Source organism: Pseudomonas sp. USHLN015, assembly GCF_037153275.1.
Lineage (GTDB): Bacteria > Pseudomonadota > Gammaproteobacteria > Pseudomonadales > Pseudomonadaceae > Metapseudomonas > Metapseudomonas tohonis.
Window position 1 is genome coordinate 303401 of sequence record NZ_JBBCKP010000010.1, and the last position, 21245, is coordinate 324645.

The following is a 21245-nucleotide window of genomic DNA, read 5'->3' on the forward strand; positions in this document are numbered from 1 at the left end:
ACCGGCAGTCGGTGCGCCTGCAAACCACAGGCACGGGGCGGCGAACGCTCATGGGGTCGGCGCCCGCCCCGCGAGGAGGGAGGCGGCCGGGAGGGTCCCGGCCAGCCGATCAGAAGCTATAGACGTAGTTCAGGTAAAGGCGTTCCGCGTTGTGGGTGATGATGCCGGCGGGCCCCCGCGAGGTGGTGAAGCGGGTGACCCCGTCGGCACGCCCCTTGGTGTGGAACTCGTTGTGCAGCCAGGCCAGGCTGAGGCCGTCGAGCAGGCCGGCGAAGCGGTATTGCAGCACGCCCTGGAATTCCCGCCGGGAGAAGCCGTCGTACCCCGCCGCATGGTCGGAGAAGGCGTAGTGGCCGTCCAGGCGCAACCCCGGCAGGCCCAGCGCCGCGAAGTCGGTGCCGGCCACCAGCTTGAACATCGCCTCGTCCTCGGCACCGAACAGGTAGAACAGCTTGGCGCTGCTGTTCCAGGTGCCGTGGTCCTGGCTGAAGAAGAAGCGGTCGAAGTCGTCGCCCCGCACCTGGTTCCAGGTCATGCCCAGGTAGTGGTGCGGCCAGCGCATGCGCGCGGAGAGGTCCAGGTAGCGCGCCCGGTGCGACGAGGTGGCGTCGTAGAGGCCGGTGACGCCGCCGTAGTCGAACAGCCGCCCGGCATCCTGCTGGGCGCCGAGGGTGGCATGGAGGTCGAGGAAGCGCTCCCCGCCCAGCTCGACGCTGCGTTCGAGCTTCGCCGAGCCCACCCGCAGGTAGTCCTCCGACTCGCTGTATTCCAGCTTCAGCGTGCCGGCGCCGGGTAGGTCCAGGCCCAGGGCGAACAGGTGCAGGGCGTCGATCTTCCGGCCGCGGAAGTTGGTCAGGCCGTCCGCCCAGCCCGATTCGTTGCGCGCGCTGAAGCCCTCGATGCGGCTGTAGCGCAGCTCCAGGCCGGGGCGGCGGAACTCCACGTCCGCCCCCAGGGTGGAGGGCGGCAGGACGCGGCTGAAGGGGTCGTCGTAGTACTGGGCGTAGCGCCGGCTCTTCTTGCCCAGCCCCAGTTGCAGCTCGCCCGGCTCGCCGGCCAGGCGTGCCCGCAGGTAGGCCTCCACCGGCTTGGCGATGCCATGGGGCGACTGCACCGAATGGCCCGCCTCCAGGTTGCTGATGCTGGTGGCGTCGCGCCCCACGTGCAGGTCGTCGGCCAGCCCGTAGGCGTAGTCGAATCCCAGCACCTCGCGGTACCAGCCGGAGTTGAAGCTGAGCAGCGTGGCCTGCACCCATTCGTCCCGCACGGGGCCGACCTCGCCGCCGTTGCTCTCCTTCCAGTAGTACTGGCTGTAGCGCACGGCGAGCTTGCTGTCGTCGAGGAAGGTGCCGCCCTGGCACAGGCTGGTGAGCAGCAGGCAGGCGGCGCCCGCCAGGCCCTTGTCGAGCATGTTCATCTCATGTCCTTCTTGTTGTTCTGGATGAGGTGGATGCCGTCCGGACGGGCAGGCTCCATTGTCGATCCGGGGCCGGGAAGGGCAATCGAATTGGGTTCCGCCCCACGGAACGGGGCGGCGGGTGCGCGGCCTCAGCCGAGGCTGCGCTGCAGGTCGTCGACGGCCTCGGCGAGGTCGTCCAGATGCCGCCGGCTGACCCGCTCGACGCTGTCCTGGTCCCTCGGCCAGTGCAGCGCCACGCTGCCCACCGGGCGGCCCTGGCGGTACACCGGCAGGGCCACCGCGCGGATCAGGAAGGGCAGGCGCACCGAGTATTCCCAGGAGCCTTCGATGCGCTCGCCGAAGCCTTGGTCATGGGTCTGCCGATGGGCGAGCCGCAGCGTCTCGTCCGGCAGCGCGTGGCGCCTGGCGAGGCGTTGCAGCTCCTCGTCACCGAGGGTGGCGAGGCAGGCGCGGCCCATGGCGGAATCGGCGAGGCTGGCCTTCAGCCCCACCACCAGGCGGTTGCTGGGGTAGCGTCGGCGCAACACCTCGGGCACCGCACTCTCCACCACGTGCAGGTCGTCCCCGTCGAAGAACGACAGGTCGGCCACCAGGCCGGTGCGCTCGGCCAGTGCGCTGAGCAGGGGCGAGGCCCGTTCCACCAGCTGGCGGGCGAAGCGCTGGTCCGGGTCGCCGAACAGGCGCTGGGCGCTGAGCCGGTAACGCCGGTCGCACAGGCCGCGATACAGCCAGCCCTGCTCGAGCAGCGTATGCAACAGCCGCGAGACGGTGGCCTTGGGCAGGCCGGTCAGGTAGTGCAGCTCCTCCAGCCCCAGCGAATCGTGTTCCCCCAGCAGCTCGACGATGGCCAGGGCACGCTCCACCGAGCGCACGGTGCCGCTTTCTTCTCTGCTGCGCATCTGCGCCTCCCCCTCGCCCGCCGAGGTCACGCCCGACTCCTGCACGCAACGGGCCCGCCTCGGTGGGCCCCGCTCGGGCCCAACCTTGCAGCGCCGTTGGGCAGCGCTGCAAGCATCGGGCCCGCCGCTCGCGGGCGTGGGGTCGCCCCCCGCGGCCTGGGCGACGCGCTCGGTCAGGGGACGTCCGCAACGGCTCATTCGACCAGCCTCCGTGTGGCGTGGGCCAGCAGCCGGCGCCGCTCGCGACGCTCCAGCGCGGCCGGGGCCCCTTCGCGCAGGTTCCAGGCCGCGACCAGCCCGATGCCGGCGGCGAAGAGGACGTAATAGGCCGGGGCGACCGGATCATCGGCGACCTGGGTCAGCCAGGTGACGATGAAGGGTGCGAAGCCGCCGAAGAGCATCACCCCCAGGTTGTTCGACAGCGCCAGCCCGGTGGAGCGCACCCCGGTGGGGAATTGCTCCGCGCCGGCGGTGGGGCCCGGTCCGTAGAGGGTGCCGATGGCGGCGCACAGCAGCAGCTGCATCACCAGCAGGCGCTCCAGGCTGGGCGCCGCCGCCACCCAGGCAAACAGCGGGTAGACCAGCACCAGGAAAGCGAAGGTGCCGGCCAGCAGCACCGGCCGGCGACCGTAGAGGTCCGAGAGCGCACCGGCGATGGGGATCACCAGGGTCATCAGCGCCACCGCCGCCATCTGCACCATGAACACCTGGTCCAGCGGCAGGCCGAGCTGCTTGTGGGCGAAGGTCGGCATGTTCACCAGCACCACGTAGAAGGCCACGGTGCCGCTGATGGTGTTGCCCAGGGTCACCAGCACGCCTCGCCGGTTGTCCCGCAGCAGCCGCCCCAGGCCGATATTCTCACCCCCCTGGCTGGCACGGCTTTCGAGGAAGGCTTCGGTCTCCTCCATGTGCCGGCGCATCCACAGCCCCACCGGGCCGATCAGCAGGCCGATGACGAAGGGCAGGCGCCAGCCCCAGCTGTCCAGTGCCTCGGGCGAGAGGCTGTGAGTGACCAGGGCGCCCATCCCGGAGCCGGCGAACACCGCCAGGCACTGGCCGAACAGCTGCCACGAGCCATACAGGCCACGGCGATGGGCCGGCGCGCACTCCACCAGGAAGGCCGTGGCGCTGGCGTACTCGCCGCCGGTGGCGAAGCCCTGGATCATCCGCGCGACCACGATCAGCAGCGGCGCACCCAGGCCGATGGCGGCGTAGTCCGGGGCGAAGGCGATCAGGGCGATGGAGAAGGTCATCAGCAGGATGATCAGCTGCATCGCCGCCTTGCGTCCCTTGCGGTCGGCATAGAGGCCCAGCAGCACGCCACCGACCGGGCGCATGAAGAAGCCGACGCCGAAGGTGGCCAGGGCCATCAGCAGCGAGGCGTATTCGTTATCGGAAGGGAAGAACAACCTGGCGATGATGCTCGCCAGGAAGCCGTAGACGATGAAGTCGTACCACTCGAGGGCGTTGCCGATGACGGCAGCGGTCACCTGGCGGCCGCGCGAGGCGCCGCGGGTTGGCGTGTGCATGGTGGGCCTCCTGGGCTCAGGCGTGGGCGGGGGTCGCGCTGCTGGGCAGGTCGCTGCGTGCGGCCTGGAGCCAGGCCTCCGCCAGGGCGGCCCAATAGGCCGCGCCGCGCACGAGGATGTCGTCGTTGAAGTCGTAGCCGGGGTTGTGGACCATCGGCCCCTCGCCGTTGCCGATCATCAGGTAGCTGCCGGGGCAGCGTTGCAGCATCCAGCCGAAGTCCTCGCTGCCCATCAGCGTTTGCGCCTCCTGCACCGCGCCCTCCCCCAGCAGCCCTGAGGCCACGTCGCGGGCGAAGGCGGTCTCGGCCGCATGGTTGACCGTCACCGGGTACGCCGGGCGGTGCTCGATGGCCACGCGGCAACCGTGGCTCGCGGCATGCCCGCGGATGATCGCGGTGACCCGCTGCAGCTGCAGCTCGCGCACCTCCGGGTCGAGCGCCCGCAGGCTCAGGCGCAGCAAGGCGCTCTGCGGGACGACGTTGGCCGCCTCCCCCGCCTGCAGCGCACCCACGGTGACCACGGCGGCGCGTTGCGCATCGATGTTGCGCGCCACCACCGTCTGCAGGGCCATGACGATATCGGCGGCGGCCACCAGCGGGTCGACGCACAGGTGCGGCATGGAGCCGTGGCCGCCGACGCCTTCCAGGGTGACCTCCAGCAGGTCCTGGGAGGCCATCACCGGCCCGGCGCGGAAGGCCATGCGCCCTGCCTCCAGCCCCGGCATGTTGTGCATGGCGAACAGCGCATCGCAGGGGAAGCGTTCCAGCAGGCCGTCGGCGAGCATCGCCTCGGCACCGCCCTGCCCTTCCTCGGCGGGCTGGAAGATCAGGTTGAGGGTGCCGTCGAAGCGCCCCGCCTCGGCCAGGTAGCGCGCGGCCCCCAGCAGCATCGCGGTGTGGCCGTCGTGGCCGCAGGCATGCATGCAACCGGGATGACGGCTGGCGTGGGCGACACCGGTGGCCTCGATGATCGGCAACGCATCCATGTCGGCGCGCAACCCCAGGCGCCGCCTGCCGTCACCCCGGCGCAGCACGCCGACCACGCCGGTGCGGCCGACGCCCCGGTGCACCTCGTAGCCCCAGCCTTCCAGGGCACGGGCCACCAGTCCGGCGGTGCGGGTTTCCTCGAAGCCCAGCTCGGGGTGGGCGTGGATGTCCTGGCGCAGGCGGCGCAACTCGTCGTCGATGCCATTGAGCCAGGCAGGGATGTGCGCGTAACGGGTCATTGTTGTTGTTCTCCTCGTCATGGCCGCCCGGGAAGGCGGCCCGGCGCCAGTCAAGCGCCACGGGGCGAGGAGGACAATCGAAGACGGTTCCGCAGGGTGGAACAGGGCGCCACCGCTTGGCCACACGGGGCCTGGGCCCGCTATAAGGAATGCCTCAGTCCATCTTCAGAGGAGATTCGCCATGGAACGATTCACCGGTGGTTGCCTGTGCGGCGCGGTGCGCATCGTCGCCTCCGGGCGCCCGTATCGGGTCGGCCTGTGCCACTGCCTGGACTGCCGCAAGCACCACGGCGCGCTGTTCCACACCTCGGCGATCTTCCCCGTGGACGCGGTGGCGATCGAGGGCGTGGTGGGCGAGTACGCCGGGCGCTGCTTCTGCCCCACATGCGGCTCCTCGGTATTCGGACGCAGCGGCGACGAGATCGAGGTGAACCTCGGCGCCCTGGACGCCCCCGACCAGCTGCAACCGACCTACGAGCTGTGGACGGTGCGCCGTGAGACATGGCTGCCGCCTTTCCCTCTCGCCCGGCATTACCCACGCGACCGTGACGAGAGCAGCCGTTTCGAGGGGTGAATCGAATGGCGTACTGATGGGTTTCGCTGCGCTCTACCCATCCTACGAAACTCGCGAAGCGCTTCGCAGCACGGGCACATAGCGAGCGCAGGGTGGGCGTAGGGTGGGCTTCAGCCCACCGCACTTCTTCGGGCGGGCCGGGCCAGCGCTCATCAGGGCAGGCTGTCCGCCTGCGGCAGCAACTGGCAGCCCTGGCGCGGGCCGAGCCAGGCGGCAGTGGAGGTGGCGCCGAGGCCGCGCGAGGTCACGCGCTTGGCGGCGGCGTCATCGAGGAAGGCGCTGGTGGGCACGTACTGCTTCACGTAGCCCTGGCAGTAGTCCGCCGGGTTGTCCATGACGTAGCGGCAGGAGCAGTACTCCTTGGCGGTGTAGGCGCTGATGATGCCGGGGAAGGCCTGGATGTGGACGCGGTTCTGCCAGGCGAGGCCGGCCAGCACCAGAAGCAGCAGGGCCAGGATGGCGAGGATGGGGTGGCGGCGGATCATGGCTGCACCTCCTGGGCGAAGGCGGCCTGGGCCAGCTTGAGGAACGCATTGTGCTGGTAGCTGCCGTCGCGGTCATCGGCGAAGCGCACGATCACCAGTTTCTGCGCCGGCAGCACGTAGAGCGCCTGGCCCCAGTGACCGAGGGCGGCGAAGGTGTCTTCCGGGGCGTCTGGCCAGGGCTTGGCACTGCCCGCCACCACCGCGTTGAGCCACCAGTGGCCGCCTGGCACGGCGTCGCCGGGGGCCTTGGGGTCGGTATGGAATTCGGCGAAGGGCTTACGGTTGAACGCCACCCATTCCTTCGGCAGCAACTGGCGGTCGACCCAGCGGCCGTCGCGTTGCATCAGCAGGCCGACGCGGGCGAGGTCACGGGCGCTCATGTAGGCATAGGACGACCCGACGAAGGTGCCGGCGGCGTCGGTTTCCCACACCGCCGAGCGGATGCCCAGGGGGTCGAACAGCGCGGTCCAGGGGTAGTCCTTGTAGGCATCCCCGACCATGCCCCTGAGCGCGGCGGAGAGCACGTTGGTGTCGCCACTGGAGTAGCGGAAGCGCTTGCCGGGCACGGCATCCAGCGGGTGCGCGGCGGCGAAGGCGGCCATATCGCCACGGCCCCGGGTGTAGAGCATGGCCACCACCGAGGACTTCAGCGGCGCGTATTCGTAGTCCTCCTGCCAGGCGAGGCCCGAGGCCCAGTGCAGCAGGTGGTTCATCTGCACCGCACCATGGCCGGCGAAGGCCGGGTAGTGGCGGGCGACCGGGTCGTCGAGCTTGAAGCGGCCTTCGCCATAGGCCACGCCCAGGGTGGCGGCGAGCAGGCTCTTGCTCACCGACCAGGTGAGGTGCGGCGTCTCGGCGCGGGTGGGGCCGGCATAGCGCTCGTAGATGAGTTCGCCATCGCGGATCACCACCACGGCGTCGGTGCGCACGCCCTTGCGCTGGGCATCGTCACGGGTGGGGAAGGCATAGGCCTCGAAGGCGTCGAGGGCGGCGCCGGAGGGTTTGGCGCCCTGGGCCCATTCGGCACCGGGCCAGGTTTCGGCGTGGGCGAGCGTGGCGGCGCAGAGGCCGAGTGCCAGGCTCAGGAATCGCAGCAGCGGGACGGGCATTGGTCAGCCTCTTGTTGTCAGCGGAGGCGGAACCGTAGCACGGGGAATATGACGCTAAAAAGCGCCGAACGTGCCGCTTGCGGGGACATTCGGCGCGAAAGGTCAGTGTTCAGCGGGGCAGACGGTAATCGTCCGGGCCCATCAGGTCGAGGCCGCATTGCAGGTTCTCGATCCAGTAGAGGAAGGCACTGATCATCTCCTTGCCCACGAAGGGCCGGCCGTGTTGCGGCACGATCATCTCCACGTCCATCTCGCGGACCATGGCGGCCCACAGGCGACAGGCCTTGTTGCCGGCCATGTAGCGGCGGTGGAAGCCTTCCATCTCGGGCACATGGTTGACGAAATCACGCACCGGGTTGGCGTCGTCGACCATGGACGCGCCCATGTCGCCGGAGAAGAGGATCTTGCTGATCGGGTCGTAGATCTGGAAGTTGCCCACCGAGTGCAGGAAGTGCGCCGGCACCGCCTTGAGGTTGCAACGCCCGAGCGGGATCGACTGGCCACGGTCGGGCAGCGCGATGATGCGATCGTAGGTGGAGATGCCGTGGCTGATGGCCAGGTAGTTGGCCGTCAGGTGCGGCAAAAAGCGCGCCCAGAGCTTGGAGCAGATGACCTTGGCGCGGGTGTGCAGCAGCCACTTGTCCAGCGACGCGATGATGTCCGGGTCCTGGTGGGAGGCGAAGATGTAGGTCAGCTCCTGCAGCGGGATGTGCTTGGACAACTCCAGCGACAGGGGGGTGTAGGTCAGGTCGCCGCCCGGGTCGAGCAGCAGGTATTGCTCATGATCGGTGATCAGGAACTGGTTGGACTGCACGCCATCACCACTGACCAGGTCGTCGAACATCAGGCATTGGTGGGCGCCGTTGTCGAACAGCACTATGGGTTCACGCCGCATGGAAACCTCGAATTGGTTGCGGCGGCCAGCATCGTGGTTGTGGATTTTTCCCGTACTGACCTGAATCAAGCGAACCCGGCGTCAAGGGCGAAAACGTCGCAGGGACGCGCGCCATGTCGCGATTGGTAGGGGTGGAACGGGGCGTAGGGTGGAGGACGCTTTTTTCCTCCACCAGGCGAGGCCCGGCCGGGCCCCCGATGATGGGTTTCGCGTAGCTCTACCCATCCTACGAACCAAGCCCAACCTACGGTGTGTGCTCCCCCGCCGCTCAGCCCAGGCCGAGGCCGGCGCGTGCCTTCTCCAGGCGCTTGGCGCGGGGGCCACTGGCGATGGCGAGCAGGCCCTGGTCGCGCTGCCAGAGACTGGCCCATTCCTGCGGGCCTTCGGCCAGCGCGGCTTCCAGCTCGGGGCGCAGGCCGTCGAACTGGGCGAACAGGCCGGCCAGCATCAGGTGCATCACCGGGCTGGTGGCGCACAGGCGGGAGACTTCCGCAGCACTGCCCAGCAACCCCAGCAGGCGCAGCTGCAGGGCTTCCGGCCAGCCGCTGTCACGGCCGATGCCGAACAGCCAGCCACCGATGGCGGCGAGCACGTGCAGGTCCTCGATGCTGCGGAAGGGCTTCACGTAGGCATCCCAACCATCACCGGCCAGGCGCTCGCAATGGGCGGCGTCCAGGTGCAGGCGGGCGTGGGGGATATCCGGCATCAGCGGCAGCGACGGCAAGGTCTCGATGCGCACGCCGGGCGCGCCGTTGCGCACCACCACCAGGGCCAGCCGCGGCGGCTGGCCTTCGGCGTCCTCGCGGGCGGCCACCAGCAGCCAGTCGGCGGCGTCGGCGGCGGTGACGAAATCCTTGCGCCCGGACAGGCTCAACCCGGTGACGCGGGTCTGCATTTCCGCCGGGCGGGTGCTGCGGCTTTCGGTCACGCACAGGGCGCCGAGGCTCTGCGGGGCGGACGGCCAGAGCAGGCGCAATGCCCCCTGGTAGCCGGCGAGGAAGGCCAGGCCAGGCGTCGCGGCGAGCCGGCCGCCGAGCACCGCCAGCTCGAAGGGCGAGGCTTCGCCCAGGCGCCCCAGCAGCGCGCCGTACCAGTCCTCCAGGGGGGCCGGGGGCAGGCGGTCGTTGATGTCCAGCAGGCGTTGCCAGGTCATGTCGGGCTCCTTTGGTCGCTGTCATTCAAGCATCACGGAAACGTCATGGTGGTGACACCGGGTCTCCCTAGCCTGACTTTGCACAACAAGATCGACCGGCTGCAACCGGGATCTAGCCGGCTAACGGAGGCTTCATTCATGACTCAGATCGCCATCACCCGCGACAACGCCGCCCGCGGCGAGAAAAGCCCGCGCCGCCTGCAGGCCGAGCGCCTGAGCGGCATCGCCGCGCTGCGTGAAGCCCAGGCCCTGCGCTACCAGGTATTCAGCGCGGAGTTCGACGCCAAGCTCAAGGGCGCCGAGTTCGGCCTCGACATGGACGACTACGACCCGCACTGCATGCACATCGGCGTGCGCGACCTGGACAGCGACCGCCTGGTGGCCACCACCCGCCTGCTCGATCACCGCGCCGCCCACGACATCGGCCGCTTCTACAGCGAAGAGGAATTCCAGCTGGTAGGCCTGGGCGACCTGCAAGGCCCGGTGCTGGAGATCGGCCGCACCTGCGTCGACCCGGCCTACCGCAACGGCGGCACCATCGCCGTGCTCTGGAGCGAGCTGGCCGAGGTGCTCAACGAAGGCGGCTACCGCTACCTGATGGGCTGCGCCAGCATCCCCATGCAGGACGGCGGCATCCAGGCCCAGGCCATCATGCAGCGCCTGCGCGAACGCTACCTGTGCACCGAACACCTGCGTGCCGAACCGCGCACCCCGCTGCCGGCGCTGGAGTTGCCCGGCAACGTCATCGCCGAGATGCCGCCGCTACTCAAGGCCTACATGCGCCTGGGCGCGAAGATCTGCGGCGAGCCCTGCTGGGACCAGGATTTCCAAGTCGCCGACGTGTTCATCCTGCTCAAGCGCGACGAGCTCTGCCCACGCTACGCCCGCCACTTCAAGGCGGCGGTCTGAACGGAGGCGCCGGCATGAGCAAAGTGCGCCTGTACCTGCGCATCGCCCGCCTGCTGGCGGTGGTCGGCCTCGGCCTGCTGCTGGCCTGCTGGGTCGGGGTGCTGGAGCGCCTGTTCCGGGGCCGCGACCTGATGGTGCGGCGCCAGCGCCTGACCCGCTGGTTCCTCGCCCGCCTGAGCGCTGCCCTGCCCTTTCGCGTGAAGGTGACGGGGGACGTACCGCGCCAGCCGATGCTGTGGGTGTCCAACCACGTGTCCTGGACCGATATCCCGCTGCTGGGCATGCTCGCGCCGCTGTCGTTCCTGTCCAAGGCCGAAGTCCGCGCCTGGCCGGTCGCGGGCTGGCTGGCGCACAAGGCCGGGACGCTGTTCATCCGCCGTGGCGCGGGCGACAGCAACCTGGTGGGCCAGCAACTCGCCCGCCACCTGGGGCTGGGCCGCCAGCTGGCGATCTTCCCCGAAGGCACCACCACCGACGGCAGCCTGCTGCGCACCTTCCACAGCCGCCTGCTGACCAGCGCCTGCGAAACCGGCGTGCCGGTGCAACCGGTGGCGATCCGTTACCTGCGCGACGGCCAGCGTGACGGGATAGCGCCCTTCATCGGCGACGACGATCTGCTCTCGCACCTGCTGCGCCTGCTCGGCAGCGAGGTCGCCCTGGTCGAGATCCACCTGCTGCCGCCCATCCCCACGCTCGACCAGAGCCGCACGGTGGTCAGCCGCCAGGCCCACGGCGCGATCCGCACGCAGCTGTTCGGCGAGCAAGCCGCCGAGGAGCTGGCGGCCTGAACCTCAGTCCCGCCCCGGCGGGACCGCGAGGATGTCGCACTCGAATTCGCGCAGCGCCGCATCGGCGACGCTGCCGATCAGCACACGCTTGATCCCGCCCATGCCCCGGGTGCCCAGCACCAGCAGGTCCGGCGGCGAGTCGGCCATGACCCGGCGCAGAATGGTCATCGGCAACCCCTCCTCCACGCGCAGCTCGCCCACCAGGGCCAGCAGGCCCTGTTCGTCGAGGAAGGCCATCAGGTTCAGCCGCGCGTTGCGCTCCTCGCCGGTAAGGTGGTCGTCCAGCGCGGGGGTGGCGATGCCGGCGTTCATCAGCATCACCTTGGCGAAGGGTTCGAAGGCATGCACCGCCCGGCAGCGCGCGCCATCCATCAGCCCCAGCGCCTTGGCCGCCCGCACGGCACGGGCCGAGGTGGGCGAGAGATCGAGGGCCAGCACCAGGTCGCGGTAGGAGGACTCGGGCTCGCGGTTGACCACCAGCACCGGTTTCTCGCAGGTGCGCACCACGCGCTCCAGGGTGGTGCCGACGAAGACGTCGCGCAGGGCGTTGCGTCGGTGAACCCCCATTACCAGCAGGTCGATATCGCCCCAGCGCGCGCATTCGGCGATGCGCGGCGCCGGGTCCCCGGCCTCCACCCAGATTTCCGGAGCGCGGCCGGCCCGTTCGGTGAATTCGCCGAGGCGCGCCTCCAGGTCGCGGCGGATCTGCTCCACCTCCAGCTCGACGCGCAACTGCGGCTGGTCGCTGTCGACCACGTGGAGGATGAACCAGGGGCAGTCGAACTGCCGCACCAGGCTCGCGGCGCGCAGCAGGGCGCGCTCGGAGCGCGAGGACAGGTCGGTCGCCAGCAGCAGGGATTTCATGGGGCACCTCCGTAACCAGTTAGCTACGGATATTGCACGCCGGTACGGGGTGGTGGCGCTTGATGCAGGTCAAGCGCGGCGGGATGCCTCGGAGGCGAAGCCCTGCAGCTCGGGGTAGAAGCGACGGAAGGTATCGCTGAGCGGCTCGTACAAGCGCTCGATCTCCGCGAAGGCGCCGTCCAGCAGGCCGGGACGGGAGAAGCGGCGCGACATGCCGACCAGCACCTGCTCGATGATCGCGAAGTCGCGGTAGCTGCCGAGCCAGTCCTGCGCGGCCATGCGAGGGGCGATGAAGGCCAGCCGCTCGGGCAGCGCCGGCTCCTCGGCCAGCACCCGGTAGACCTGGCCGGTGAAGGCCGGCAGCGGCACCTCGGCATAGCGCTGCCAGTCGCGCGCAAGGCAGTGGTCGAAGAACAGGTCGAGGAGGATGCTGGCGACGCGCCGGCGCTCGGCCGGGAACAGCGCCCTGGCCTCGGCGGTGAGCGGGTGGGCATCGGTGAACACGTCGATGCGCCGATGCAGGCGGATACCGGCCTCGATGTCCGCCGGCCAGCGCCCGTCCAGCGGCCCCTTGACGAAGTCGCCGTAGAGGCTGCCGAGCAGTTGGGCGGGCTGGTGGCCGCCGAGGTGCAGGTGGGCGAGGTAATTCATCGGCCAAGCTTACGCCCATGGCCGGGGGCGCTTCCATCAGCCAGCGTGATGAAGACTATCGGCACAAACGATCCTGTATCGCCCGGAGCCGATATATAGTTCGCCCATTCCCGATATGGCTTTACCCGGATTGCCCAATGACCACGCCCATCGACATCGACATCGACATCGACATCGACGAAATCATCAAGGCCCTCGCCCATCCGGTGCGGCGCGAGATGCTGCAGTGGCTGAAAGACCCGCACAAGCACTTCGTCGAACAGGACCACCCGTTCGAGATCGGCGTCTGCGCCGGCAAGTTCGACCAGCGCACGGGGCTTTCGCAGTCGACCGTCTCGGTGCACCTGGCGACCCTGCAGCGTGCCGGGCTGGTCACCAGCCGCAAGGTCGGGCAGTGGAACTTCTTCAAAAGAAATGAAGCCGTAATCAGTGAATTCCTTCGCCAGATGAGCGACGAGCTCTAGGCCTTCATACCTGCCACAACCCTCAACTTTCCAGGAGCAGGCCAATGCCGACTTCGCTTCTCGTCCTCGCTTTGTCCGCGTTCGCCATCGGCACCACGGAATTCGTGATCATGGGGCTGCTGCCCGATGTAGCCGCCGACCTCGGCGTGTCGATTCCCGGCGCCGGCTGGCTGGTCACCGGCTACGCCCTGGGCGTGGCCGTGGGCGCCCCGTTCATGGCCATGGCAACGGCCCGCTTCCCCCGCAAGGCCGCGCTGCTGGCACTGATGGGCATCTTCATCCTCGGCAACCTGCTGTGCGCGGTGGCCGCCAACTACGAGTTGCTGATGCTGGCGCGGGTGATCACCGCCCTCTGCCATGGCGCCTTCTTCGGTATCGGTTCGGTGGTCGCCGCCAGCCTGGTGCCGGAGAACCGCAAGGCCTCGGCCGTGGCGCTGATGTTCACCGGCCTGACCCTGGCCAACGTGCTCGGCGTGCCCCTGGGCACCGCGCTGGGCCAGGCCGCCGGCTGGCGCTCGACCTTCTGGGCCGTGACCCTGATCGGCATCGCCGCGCTGATCGGCCTGTGGCGCGTGCTGCCCAACCGACATGACGAAGAGAAGGCCGACATGCGCAGCGAAATGGCCGCGCTCAACGGCGCGGGGCTGTGGCTGGCGCTGTCGACCACCGTGCTGTTCTCCGCTGCCGTGTTCTGCATCTTCACCTACGTGGCACCGCTGCTGGGCGAAGTCACCGGCGTCTCGCCCCGTGGCGTGACCCTGAGCCTGCTGCTGATCGGCCTGGGCCTGACCCTGGGCAATGTCATCGGCGGCCGCCTGGCCGACTGGAAGCTGGCGCAGACCCTGATGGGCGTATTCGTCGCCCTGGCCGTCGCCTCCACGGCGCTGAGCTGGACCAGCGTGGCGCTGATCCCCACCGAGATCACCCTGTTCCTCTGGGCCACGGCCGCCTTCGCCGCCGTGCCCGCCCTGCAAGTCAACGTGGTGGCCTTCGGCGCCGGTGCGCCGAACCTGGTCTCCACCCTGAACATCGGCGCCTTCAACGTGGGCAACGCCCTCGGCGCCTGGGTCGGCGGCCTGGTCATCGACCAGGGCCTGGGCCTGACCCGTGTCCCACTGGCCGCAGCCGTGCTGGCGATCCTCGCCCTGGTCGCGACCGTCCTGACCTTCAGTCAACGCAAACCCGAGCTGGAAACCGCTCTCGACTAAACCGAGGTGTATCCCATGGCAACGCTTTTCGATCCCATCAAGATCGGCGAACTGGAACTCGCCAACCGCATCATCATGGCCCCGCTGACCCGCTGCCGCGCCGACGAGGGCCGCGTGCCCAACGCGCTGATGGCCGAGTACTACACCCAGCGCGCCTCCGCCGGCCTGATCATCAGCGAGGCCACCTCCGTGACCCCGCTGGGCGTCGGCTACCCCGACACCCCCGGCATCTGGAGCGACGAGCAGGTCAAGGGCTGGAGCAACATCACCAAGGCCGTGCACGCCAACGGCGGCAAGATCGTCCTGCAGCTGTGGCACGTGGGCCGCATCTCCGACCCCAGCTACCTGGGCGGCGAAACCCCGGTCGCCCCCAGCGCCATCGCCGCCAAGGGCCACGTCAGCCTGCTGCGCCCGCTGCGTGACTACCCGGTGCCCCGCGCCCTGGAAACCGAAGAGATCGGCGACATCATCGAGGCCTACCGCGTGGGCGCCGAGAACGCCCAGGCCGCCGGCTTCGACGGCGTGGAGCTGCACGCCGCCAACGGCTACCTGATCGACCAGTTCCTGCAGGACAGCACCAACAAGCGCACCGACCTCTACGGCGGCTCCCTGGAGAACCGCGCACGCCTGCTGCTGGAGGTGACCGACGCACTGATCAAGGTCTGGGGCGCAGGCCGCGTGGGCGTGCACCTGGCGCCGCGCGCCGACTCCCACGACATGGGCGACTCCAACCGCGCCGAGACCTTCGGCTACGTCGCCCGTGAGCTGGGCAAGCGTGGCGTGGCCTTCATCTGCGCCCGCGAGAAGGTCGCCGACGACAGCCTGACCCCGAGCCTGAAGGAAGCCTTCGGCGGCGTGTTCATCGCCAACGAACGCTTCACCAAGGAACAGGCCAACGCCTGGCTGGCCGAAGGCAAGGCCGATGCCGTGGCCTTCGGCATCCCCTTCATCGCCAACCCCGACCTGCCGGCGCGCCTGGCCCAGGACGCCCCGCTGAACGAGCCGCACCCGGAAACCTTCTACGGCAAGGGCCCGGTCGGCTACATCGACTACCCGCGCCTGTAAGCGGCGACGCTGCGATGAACCAAGCCCCGGCCCGCAAGGCCGGGGCTTTTTCGTGGCTGTGGATAAGTGCGGGCGACGGAAGAGCCGCCGGCCAACACGAACCGTAGGATGGCGTAGAGCGCAGCGAAACCCATCACCACCGTTGCCGGTGACAACGGAGCGCGATTGCATGCAGAACGGGCGAATGAATTCGCCCCAACAGGGTGCTCCCGGCAACATCGCGATCCGTCCGGGCATGAAAAAGCCCCGGTCCTTGCGGAGCGGGGCTTTTCATGGCGGCAGGGATCAGCGGGCGTTGATCTGCTGCTGCAGGTTCTGCACCTGGCTTTGCAGGGTGCTGATGTTGCGGGTCATCTGTGCGCGGAAGGCGTCGAACTCGGCGGTGTTGCCGCCCACGTTCTGGGCCGGTGCCGGGCGGTTGTCCAGTTCGCTGCGCAGCACCAGCAGGTCCTGTTCCAGGCTCTTGATCGCCTGGTTGGGGTTGCCCTGCTTCTTCAGCGCGTCGATTTCAGCGGAGAGGGCCTTCAGGCGCTCGTCGACCTTGGAGGAATCGCCCTGGGCAGCCTTGAGCTTGCCCTGCTCGTCCGCCAGGCCCTTGAGGCGGCCATCGAGCTGGCCGGCGGTGCCTTCCTGGGCCTTGAGGTCGGCGGCGATCTGGTCGACACGCTTGCCCTGGCCGCCGATCTGGGTGTTGAGGCTCTGCTGCTGCTTGACCAGTTCGGCGACCTTGCCCTGCAGTTGCTTGAGCTCGAGCTTCAGCGACTCGCTGCCGCTGGTGACGTTGGATTCGGTGGCGACCACCTTGCCGCTGATGTCCTGGATGCGACCGGCGGCTTCCTCGCTGATGCGGGCGAAGCTCTCCTGGGTAGCGACCAGTTGCTGCTCCATCAGCGAGATCTGCTGGAAGCTCCACCAGCCGAGGCCGCAGAAGGCGATCAGCAGCGCGCCGATCAACGCCCACAGCGGGCCGGTGCTGGGCACCTTGACCGCCGCTGCATGGCCGCGGCCCGCATGGCCGGGCTGGGCGTGGGCGGCGTGGCCATGGTGGCCGTACGCGTCGCGATCCCGGGAGTCGGTGGTCAGGCTGGGGACATCGTCCAGTTCATCGAGAGCATCGTTACGCATGGTTGACCTTCGGAAGAGAGCACTAAGGGCCGCGGCTGGCCACAAGTGCGCCAGTATACCGTTTCGCTCGGGCGGCATCAGCGTCGCGCCAAGCTGGTGCGATTTCGCACCGCCACGGGGCGACGCACGGTCGATCGACCCGCTGCAGGCCCCAGGGTTCCTGAATACGTGAACTGGTACGCACCTTGCTAATCACCCCATAGGGCGTCTTGGGGGCGCCTCAGCCTGGCGGGCCCGTGCAGTGGGGGCCCGACGCGCTCCGCCGATCCGGGAAGAGACGGACGGAGCTCTCTTCTGATCATGGGGGGATTACGCGTGGAACTGACCAAAGCCGTACTGGACTGCATGCAAACCCTGCGTCGGCAGATTCGCGAGGAGCAGGCGCTGGACATCCGTCTCAGCCAGCCCGACGCCATCCAGTCGATGCTCAAGGCCTGCGCCGAGTCGCGACAGGACAGCATCATCAGCCTGGGCGAACGGCTCAGCGAACTCACCGGCATCCGCGTGAAGAAGGAGCTGAGCGAGGAAGAGCTGATCCGCAAGTACACCCAGTACGCCGGCCCGCTGCGCGGCTGAGCCGCCTCAGGACTGCTGGGCCTTCCACCAGGTGCAGAACTCGTCCAGTGCCGACCAGACGCTGGCCTTGGGGTCGTATTCCAGGTAGTGCCGTGCGCGGCTGATGTCGAGGGAGAAATCCCGCGCCATCACCGCCACGCCGAGGCGGAACAGCGAAGGTTCCGGGCGCCCCGGCAGCAGCTTGCAGACGGTCTCGTTGATAGTCGCCGCCGCGTGGGCAATGCCGAAGGGCACGTGCCGGGTCACCGGCGGCAGGTCGAGGCGGCGCAGTACGTAGTTGACCACGTCCCACAGCGGCACCGGCTGGCCGTTGCTGATGTTGTACACCTTGCCCAGCGCCGGCCCCGCCGCCAGCAGGCCGCTCAGCAACACCTCGTTGAGGTTGTGCACGCTGGTGAAGTCCACCTTGTTCAGGCCGTTGCCGATGATCGCCAGGCGACCCTTGCGCTGCATCTCGATCAGCCGCGGGAAGATGCTGGTGTCGCCGGCCCCGGTGACGAAGCGCGGGCGGAAGGCGATCACTTCCAGGCCGAATTCCTCGGCGGCGAACACCTTCTGCTCGGCCAGGTACTTGGTGGCGCCGTAGTGGTCGGAAAAGCGCTTGGGCACCTGCTCCTCGCGGATGCCCACATGGGAGCGACCGTCGAAATAGATGGAAGGCGAGGACAGGTGCACCAGGCGCCGCACCTTCCGCTTCAGGCAGGCTTCGACCATGTTCTCGGTGACTTCGACGTTGGCCTGGTAGAAATGCTGGTAGCTACCCCAGACCCCCACCGCGCCGGCGCAATGCACCACGGCCTCGACGTCGTCGCAAAGGGCCAGCGCCAGCTTAGGGTCGGCCAGGTCGCCCTGGACGAATTCAGCGCCGCGCCGCACCAGGTGCTCCACCGCTTCGGGGCGACGGCCATTGATCCGCACCGCCAGGCCCTGCTCCAGCGCGAAGCGGGCGAAGCGCCCGCCGATGAAGCCGCTCGCCCCCGTTACCAGAATCTTCATTGCTCATCCCCCGGTGTTCTCGTCATGCCTGCGACTCTAGCAGCGCGGGCCAGGCGGCGCCGTGGCGTCGCGAGCCAGCGGCCCGACCTTGAAAGCCAAGACGCCCAACCTAGGTCCGGCATCACGTGGCGAAGAGACGGCTAGTCTTGTCGACCACGTCAACGAGGAGATAGGGCATGGGCGATTCAGCCTGGATGATCTACGGCGCCAACGGCTACACCGGCCGGCTGGTAGCCGCCGAAGCGGTGCGCCAGGGACTGGCGCCCATACTGGCCGGGCGCAACGCGCAGGAGGTGGAGCGCGTCGCCGCCGAGCTGTCGCTGCCTGCCCGCACCTTCGACCTGGCCGACCCGCTGGCCAGCCGTGCGGCACTCGCGGGGGTGACGGTCGTGGCCCATTGCGCCGGCCCCTTCTCCGCCACCAGCGCGCCGATGATCGAGGCATGCCTGGCCAGCGCCAGTCACTACGTCGACATCACCGGCGAGATCGCCGTGTTCGAGCAGGCCCGTGCCTATGACCTGCTGGCCAGGGAAGCGGCCCTGGTGATCTGCCCGGGCGTCGGCTTCGACGTCATTCCCACCGATTGCGTGGCGGCCTGCCTGAAGCAGGCGCTGCCAGATGCCAGCCACCTGGCGCTGGGCTTCGACACCGGCAGCGGCCTGTCGCCGGGCACCGCCAAGACCTCGGTGGAGGGGCTGCGCCTGGGCGGGCAGGTACGCCGGGATGGCGAACGCGTCAGGGTGCCCCTGGGCTACCGCCAGCGACGCATCGACTTCGGCCGTGGCGAGAAGAACGCGGTGACCATCCCCTGGGGCGATGTGGCCACGGCCTATTACTCCACGGGCATCCCCAATATCGAGGTCTACCTGCCGGCACCACCGGCGGCGGCGCTGGGCATGCGCCTGATCGACCCGCTGCGCGGCCTGCTGGGCGGCGCGGCGGCGCAGAAGTGGCTGAAGGGCCAGGTGGATAAGCGCGTGCGCGGCCCCGACCAGGCCACCCGTGAACGCCTGCGCACCTGGGTCTGGGGCGAGGCACGCAACGCCGCCGGGGAAACCCGCACCGCGCACCTGGAAACGGCCAACGGCTACGAGGTCACCGTCCACGGCGTGCTGCTCGCCGTGCGCCACCTGCTCGCCTACAACGGGCCCGGGGGCTACCGCACGCCGTCGCAGCTGTTCGGCGAGCGCTGCGTGGAGCAGTTGCCGGGCAGCGGGCGCATCCGCATCGCCTGAATCAGGCCTGCACCAGCCAGCGGGCACCGGCGTGGGCCAGGTGCTCGGTGAGCTGGGCGAGCAGCTCGCCGCCGTGGCGCCAGTGATGCCAGTAGAGCGGCACGTCGATGGGGCGCCCGGGAATCAGCTCGCGCAGCTCCCCCCGCGCCAGCTGGCCTTCCACCTGGTGCTCGGGCACCAGCCCCCAGCCCAGGCCGCCTTCGGTGAGACGCACGAAGCCCTCGGACGACGGGCAGAGGTGATGGGGGAAGCTGCCGGCGATGCCCAATGACTCCATGTAGCGGTGCTGGAGCAGGTCGTCGGGCCCGTAGACGATGGAAGGCGACCGGGCCAGCGCCGCCGGGGTGACGCCCTCGGCGAAGTGCCGGGCGATGAAGGCCGGGCTGGCCAGCGCGCGATAGCGCATGGCGCCCAGGGGAATGCTGCGCGCCCCGGCCACCGGCCGCTCGGCACCGCATACGCACCCCGCCACCTCGCCGGCACGCATGCGCTTGAGGCCGACGTCCTGGTCCTCCACCACCAGGTCCATCAGCACCTCGTGGCGCGAGCAGAAGTCCGCCACCGCCCGCGCCCACCAGGTGGCCAGGGTGTCGGCGTTGATGGCGATGCGCAGGCGCTCGCGGGGGCCACCTTCGTCCAGGGCCGGCACCTGGGACTGCAGGTCGCGCTCCAGCAGGCGCACCTGCTGCACGTGGTTGAGCAGGCGGGTGCCGATCTCGGTCGAGGTGGGCGGCGTGGCGCGCACCAGCACCGGCTGGCCGACCCGCGCCTCCAGCAGCTTGATGCGCTGGGACACCGCCGACTGCGACAGGCCGAGTACCTGTGCAGCGCGTTCGAAGCCGCCCTGCTCCACCACCGCCGCCAGGGCGGCCAGCAACTTGTAGTCGAACAAATCGATTTTCCTAATAGGGGATCAGCATGATTTGTTTTTCTTATACACGCCTCCTCCGCAGAATCGCCACATCTCCCCCTCGAACAGGACCCCCTCCATGGCCGGCGAAACCTCCCTCGCACTGCTGATCCGCAGCATGTCCCCGCACCTGAACGAGGGCGACTACGTGTTCTGCACCCTCGACGACACCCGCGCGCTGCAAGGCTGCGAGGCCGTCGGCAGCTTCCGCGAGCGCGAGGGACTGACCGTGATCCTGGCCCGCGAGGACGCCGACCGTCTCGGCCTGGCCTACGACTACGTAGCCGCCTGGATCACCCTGGAGGTGCATTCCTCGCTGGCCGCCGTCGGCCTCACCGCCGCCTTCGCCGGCGCCCTCGCCCAGGCCGGCGTCAGCTGCAACGTCATCGCCGGCTATTACCACGACCACCTGTTCGTCACCCGCAGCGATGCCGAACGCGCCCTCTCCACCCTGCGGGCGCTGGCCGCCAGCGCCGGGGAGGCCTGAGCCATGTGGCAGAGCTACCTCAACGGGATGCTGGTGGCGGCGGGGCTGATCATCGCCATCGGCGCGCAGAACGCCTTCGTCCTGGCCCAGAGCCTGCGCCGCGAGCACCACTTGCCGGTGGCCGCGCTCTGCGTGCTGTGCGATGCGGTGCTGGTCTGCGCCGGAGTCTTCGGCCTGGCCACGCTGCTGGCTCAGAACCCGACGCTGCTGGCCGTCGCGCGCTGGGGCGGCATCGCCTTCCTCAGCTGGTACGGCGCCAAGGCGCTGCTCCGGGCGCTCGCCCCGCAGACGCTGGGCCAGGCGGCAAACGCCGGCCCGCGCTCACGCAAGGCGGTGCTGCTGGCGGCCCTGGCGGTGACCCTGCTCAACCCCCACGTGTACCTGGACACGGTGCTGCTGATCGGCTCCCTGGGCGCCCAGCAGCCGGTGCCCGGTGCCTACGCCCTGGGCGCCGCCAGCGCCTCGCTGATCTGGTTCTTCGCCCTGGCCCTGGGCGCCGCCTGGCTGGCGCCCTGGCTGGCCAGGCCAGCCACCTGGCGCCTGCTCGACTTCGGCGTGGCACTGATGATGTTCGCCATGGCCGCACAATTGCTGAACGGTCTCTGAGCACACCTTGTCGAACCCGTCAGGCACGATGCAAAGGCCCTGGCGCCGCGATTTCCACACGTTTGCTGCGTG

General features: G+C 69.2%; 23 protein-coding genes. 10 read left to right on the forward strand and 13 right to left on the reverse strand.

Annotated elements, in window-relative coordinates; all coding sequences use genetic code 11:
• Window positions 1–109: 109 nt before the first annotated feature.
• The 4 genes from WFQ67_RS21745 to WFQ67_RS21760 form a co-directional block, all read right to left on the reverse strand.
• Window positions 110–1417, reverse strand: coding sequence for an OprD family outer membrane porin (locus WFQ67_RS21745; protein ID WP_337058135.1), 1308 nt, complete (start codon window positions 1415–1417; stop codon window positions 110–112).
• 131 nt (window positions 1418–1548) lie between these two features.
• Window positions 1549–2319 carry an IclR family transcriptional regulator gene (locus WFQ67_RS21750; protein WP_213628626.1) on the reverse strand — a complete coding sequence of 257 codons (771 nt, stop codon included), beginning with the start codon at window positions 2317–2319 and terminating at the stop codon, window positions 1549–1551.
• Window positions 2320–2513: 194 nt separating this feature from the next.
• Window positions 2514–3848 carry a citrate-proton symporter gene (locus WFQ67_RS21755; protein ID WP_337058136.1) on the reverse strand — a complete coding sequence of 445 codons (1335 nt, stop codon included), beginning with the start codon at window positions 3846–3848 and terminating at the stop codon, window positions 2514–2516.
• Between the two features lie 16 nt (window positions 3849–3864).
• Window positions 3865–5073, reverse strand: a complete 1209-nt coding sequence (locus tag WFQ67_RS21760; RefSeq protein WP_213628624.1) for an amidohydrolase — start codon at window positions 5071–5073, stop codon at window positions 3865–3867.
• A 181-nt stretch (window positions 5074–5254) separates the two neighbouring features.
• On the opposite strand from WFQ67_RS21760, the gene WFQ67_RS21765 reads away from it, so the two are divergent.
• Complete coding sequence (locus WFQ67_RS21765) at window positions 5255–5647, forward strand: GFA family protein (protein WP_213628623.1); 393 nt, start codon at window positions 5255–5257, stop codon at window positions 5645–5647.
• A gap of 152 nt (window positions 5648–5799) precedes the next feature.
• On the opposite strand, the gene WFQ67_RS21770 is transcribed toward WFQ67_RS21765, so the two are convergent.
• The 4 genes from WFQ67_RS21770 to WFQ67_RS21785 all read right to left on the reverse strand — a co-directional run bounded on the left by WFQ67_RS21770 (window position 5800) and on the right by WFQ67_RS21785 (window position 9289).
• Complete coding sequence (locus WFQ67_RS21770; RefSeq protein ID WP_213628622.1) at window positions 5800–6132, reverse strand: amidase; 333 nt, start codon at window positions 6130–6132, stop codon at window positions 5800–5802.
• On the reverse strand, window positions 6129–7241 hold the full coding sequence (locus WFQ67_RS21775) for a serine hydrolase domain-containing protein (RefSeq protein WP_337058137.1): 1113 nt from the start codon (window positions 7239–7241) through the stop codon (window positions 6129–6131). The genes WFQ67_RS21770 and WFQ67_RS21775 overlap by 4 nt, the downstream gene beginning before the upstream one ends.
• A gap of 109 nt (window positions 7242–7350) precedes the next feature.
• Window positions 7351–8136 carry an MBL fold metallo-hydrolase gene (locus WFQ67_RS21780; RefSeq protein WP_111263078.1) on the reverse strand — a complete coding sequence of 262 codons (786 nt, stop codon included), beginning with the start codon at window positions 8134–8136 and terminating at the stop codon, window positions 7351–7353.
• Between the two features lie 268 nt (window positions 8137–8404).
• Window positions 8405–9289, reverse strand: a complete 885-nt coding sequence (locus WFQ67_RS21785; protein WP_337058138.1) for an acyl-CoA dehydrogenase family protein — start codon at window positions 9287–9289, stop codon at window positions 8405–8407.
• Window positions 9290–9427: 138 nt separating this feature from the next.
• Here WFQ67_RS21785 and olsB point away from each other — a divergent pair, with 138 nt between their 5' ends.
• Together olsB and WFQ67_RS21795 are read left to right on the forward strand one after the other, a co-directional pair.
• Window positions 9428–10198, forward strand: a complete 771-nt coding sequence (gene olsB / locus WFQ67_RS21790; RefSeq protein ID WP_213628619.1) for an L-ornithine N(alpha)-acyltransferase — start codon at window positions 9428–9430, stop codon at window positions 10196–10198.
• Window positions 10199–10212: 14 nt separating this feature from the next.
• Window positions 10213–10986: a lysophospholipid acyltransferase family protein gene (locus tag WFQ67_RS21795; protein ID WP_337058139.1), complete on the forward strand. Its 774-nt coding sequence runs from the start codon at window positions 10213–10215 to the stop codon at window positions 10984–10986.
• A gap of 3 nt (window positions 10987–10989) precedes the next feature.
• Here WFQ67_RS21795 and WFQ67_RS21800 read toward each other — a convergent pair whose 3' ends face one another.
• Window positions 10990–11850 carry a universal stress protein gene (locus WFQ67_RS21800; RefSeq protein WP_213628617.1) on the reverse strand — a complete coding sequence of 287 codons (861 nt, stop codon included), beginning with the start codon at window positions 11848–11850 and terminating at the stop codon, window positions 10990–10992.
• 69 nt (window positions 11851–11919) lie between these two features.
• Window positions 11920–12501: an acyl carrier protein phosphodiesterase gene (locus WFQ67_RS21805; RefSeq protein WP_337058140.1), complete on the reverse strand. Its 582-nt coding sequence runs from the start codon at window positions 12499–12501 to the stop codon at window positions 11920–11922.
• Window positions 12502–12662: 161 nt separating this feature from the next.
• On the opposite strand from WFQ67_RS21805, the gene WFQ67_RS21810 reads away from it, so the two are divergent.
• From WFQ67_RS21810 to WFQ67_RS21820, 3 genes are read left to right on the forward strand one after another with little or no spacing between them, the layout of a single operon-like run.
• A complete protein-coding gene (locus WFQ67_RS21810) occupies window positions 12663–12965 on the forward strand; it encodes an ArsR/SmtB family transcription factor (RefSeq protein ID WP_263154411.1) in 303 nt (100 codons plus the stop codon).
• 44 nt (window positions 12966–13009) lie between these two features.
• Complete coding sequence (locus WFQ67_RS21815) at window positions 13010–14173, forward strand: MFS transporter (RefSeq protein ID WP_337058141.1); 1164 nt, start codon at window positions 13010–13012, stop codon at window positions 14171–14173.
• A gap of 15 nt (window positions 14174–14188) precedes the next feature.
• The gene (locus tag WFQ67_RS21820) at window positions 14189–15238 is read left to right on the forward strand and encodes an alkene reductase (protein ID WP_173178778.1); all 1050 of its coding nucleotides are present in this window, start codon (window positions 14189–14191) and stop codon (window positions 15236–15238) included.
• 285 nt (window positions 15239–15523) lie between these two features.
• Here the strand turns inward: WFQ67_RS21820 and WFQ67_RS21825 are convergent, their stop codons facing one another.
• Window positions 15524–16363 (reverse strand): ATPase, encoded by an 840-nt coding sequence (locus tag WFQ67_RS21825; protein ID WP_337058142.1) that lies wholly within the window; start codon window positions 16361–16363, stop codon window positions 15524–15526.
• 315 nt (window positions 16364–16678) lie between these two features.
• Between WFQ67_RS21825 and WFQ67_RS21830 the strand changes: the two genes are divergently transcribed.
• The gene (locus tag WFQ67_RS21830) at window positions 16679–16939 is read left to right on the forward strand and encodes a hypothetical protein (protein WP_111263068.1); all 261 of its coding nucleotides are present in this window, start codon (window positions 16679–16681) and stop codon (window positions 16937–16939) included.
• Window positions 16940–16945: 6 nt separating this feature from the next.
• Here WFQ67_RS21830 and WFQ67_RS21835 read toward each other — a convergent pair whose 3' ends face one another.
• Entirely contained in the window at window positions 16946–17935 is a 990-nt protein-coding gene (locus WFQ67_RS21835) for an NAD-dependent epimerase/dehydratase family protein (RefSeq protein ID WP_337058143.1), read from the reverse strand.
• Between the two features lie 176 nt (window positions 17936–18111).
• Here WFQ67_RS21835 and WFQ67_RS21840 point away from each other — a divergent pair, with 176 nt between their 5' ends.
• The gene (locus WFQ67_RS21840; RefSeq protein ID WP_337058144.1) at window positions 18112–19170 is read left to right on the forward strand and encodes a saccharopine dehydrogenase family protein; all 1059 of its coding nucleotides are present in this window, start codon (window positions 18112–18114) and stop codon (window positions 19168–19170) included.
• Between the two features lies 1 nt (window position 19171).
• On the opposite strand, the gene WFQ67_RS21845 is transcribed toward WFQ67_RS21840, so the two are convergent.
• Complete coding sequence (locus WFQ67_RS21845) at window positions 19172–20068, reverse strand: LysR family transcriptional regulator ArgP (RefSeq protein WP_213630433.1); 897 nt, start codon at window positions 20066–20068, stop codon at window positions 19172–19174.
• Between the two features lie 91 nt (window positions 20069–20159).
• On the opposite strand from WFQ67_RS21845, the gene WFQ67_RS21850 reads away from it, so the two are divergent.
• The gene (locus tag WFQ67_RS21850) at window positions 20160–20567 is read left to right on the forward strand and encodes an ACT domain-containing protein (RefSeq protein ID WP_337058145.1); all 408 of its coding nucleotides are present in this window, start codon (window positions 20160–20162) and stop codon (window positions 20565–20567) included.
• Window positions 20568–20570: 3 nt separating this feature from the next.
• Window positions 20571–21173, forward strand: coding sequence for a LysE/ArgO family amino acid transporter (locus tag WFQ67_RS21855; protein ID WP_213628609.1), 603 nt, complete (start codon window positions 20571–20573; stop codon window positions 21171–21173).
• Window positions 21174–21245 lie beyond the last annotated feature (72 nt).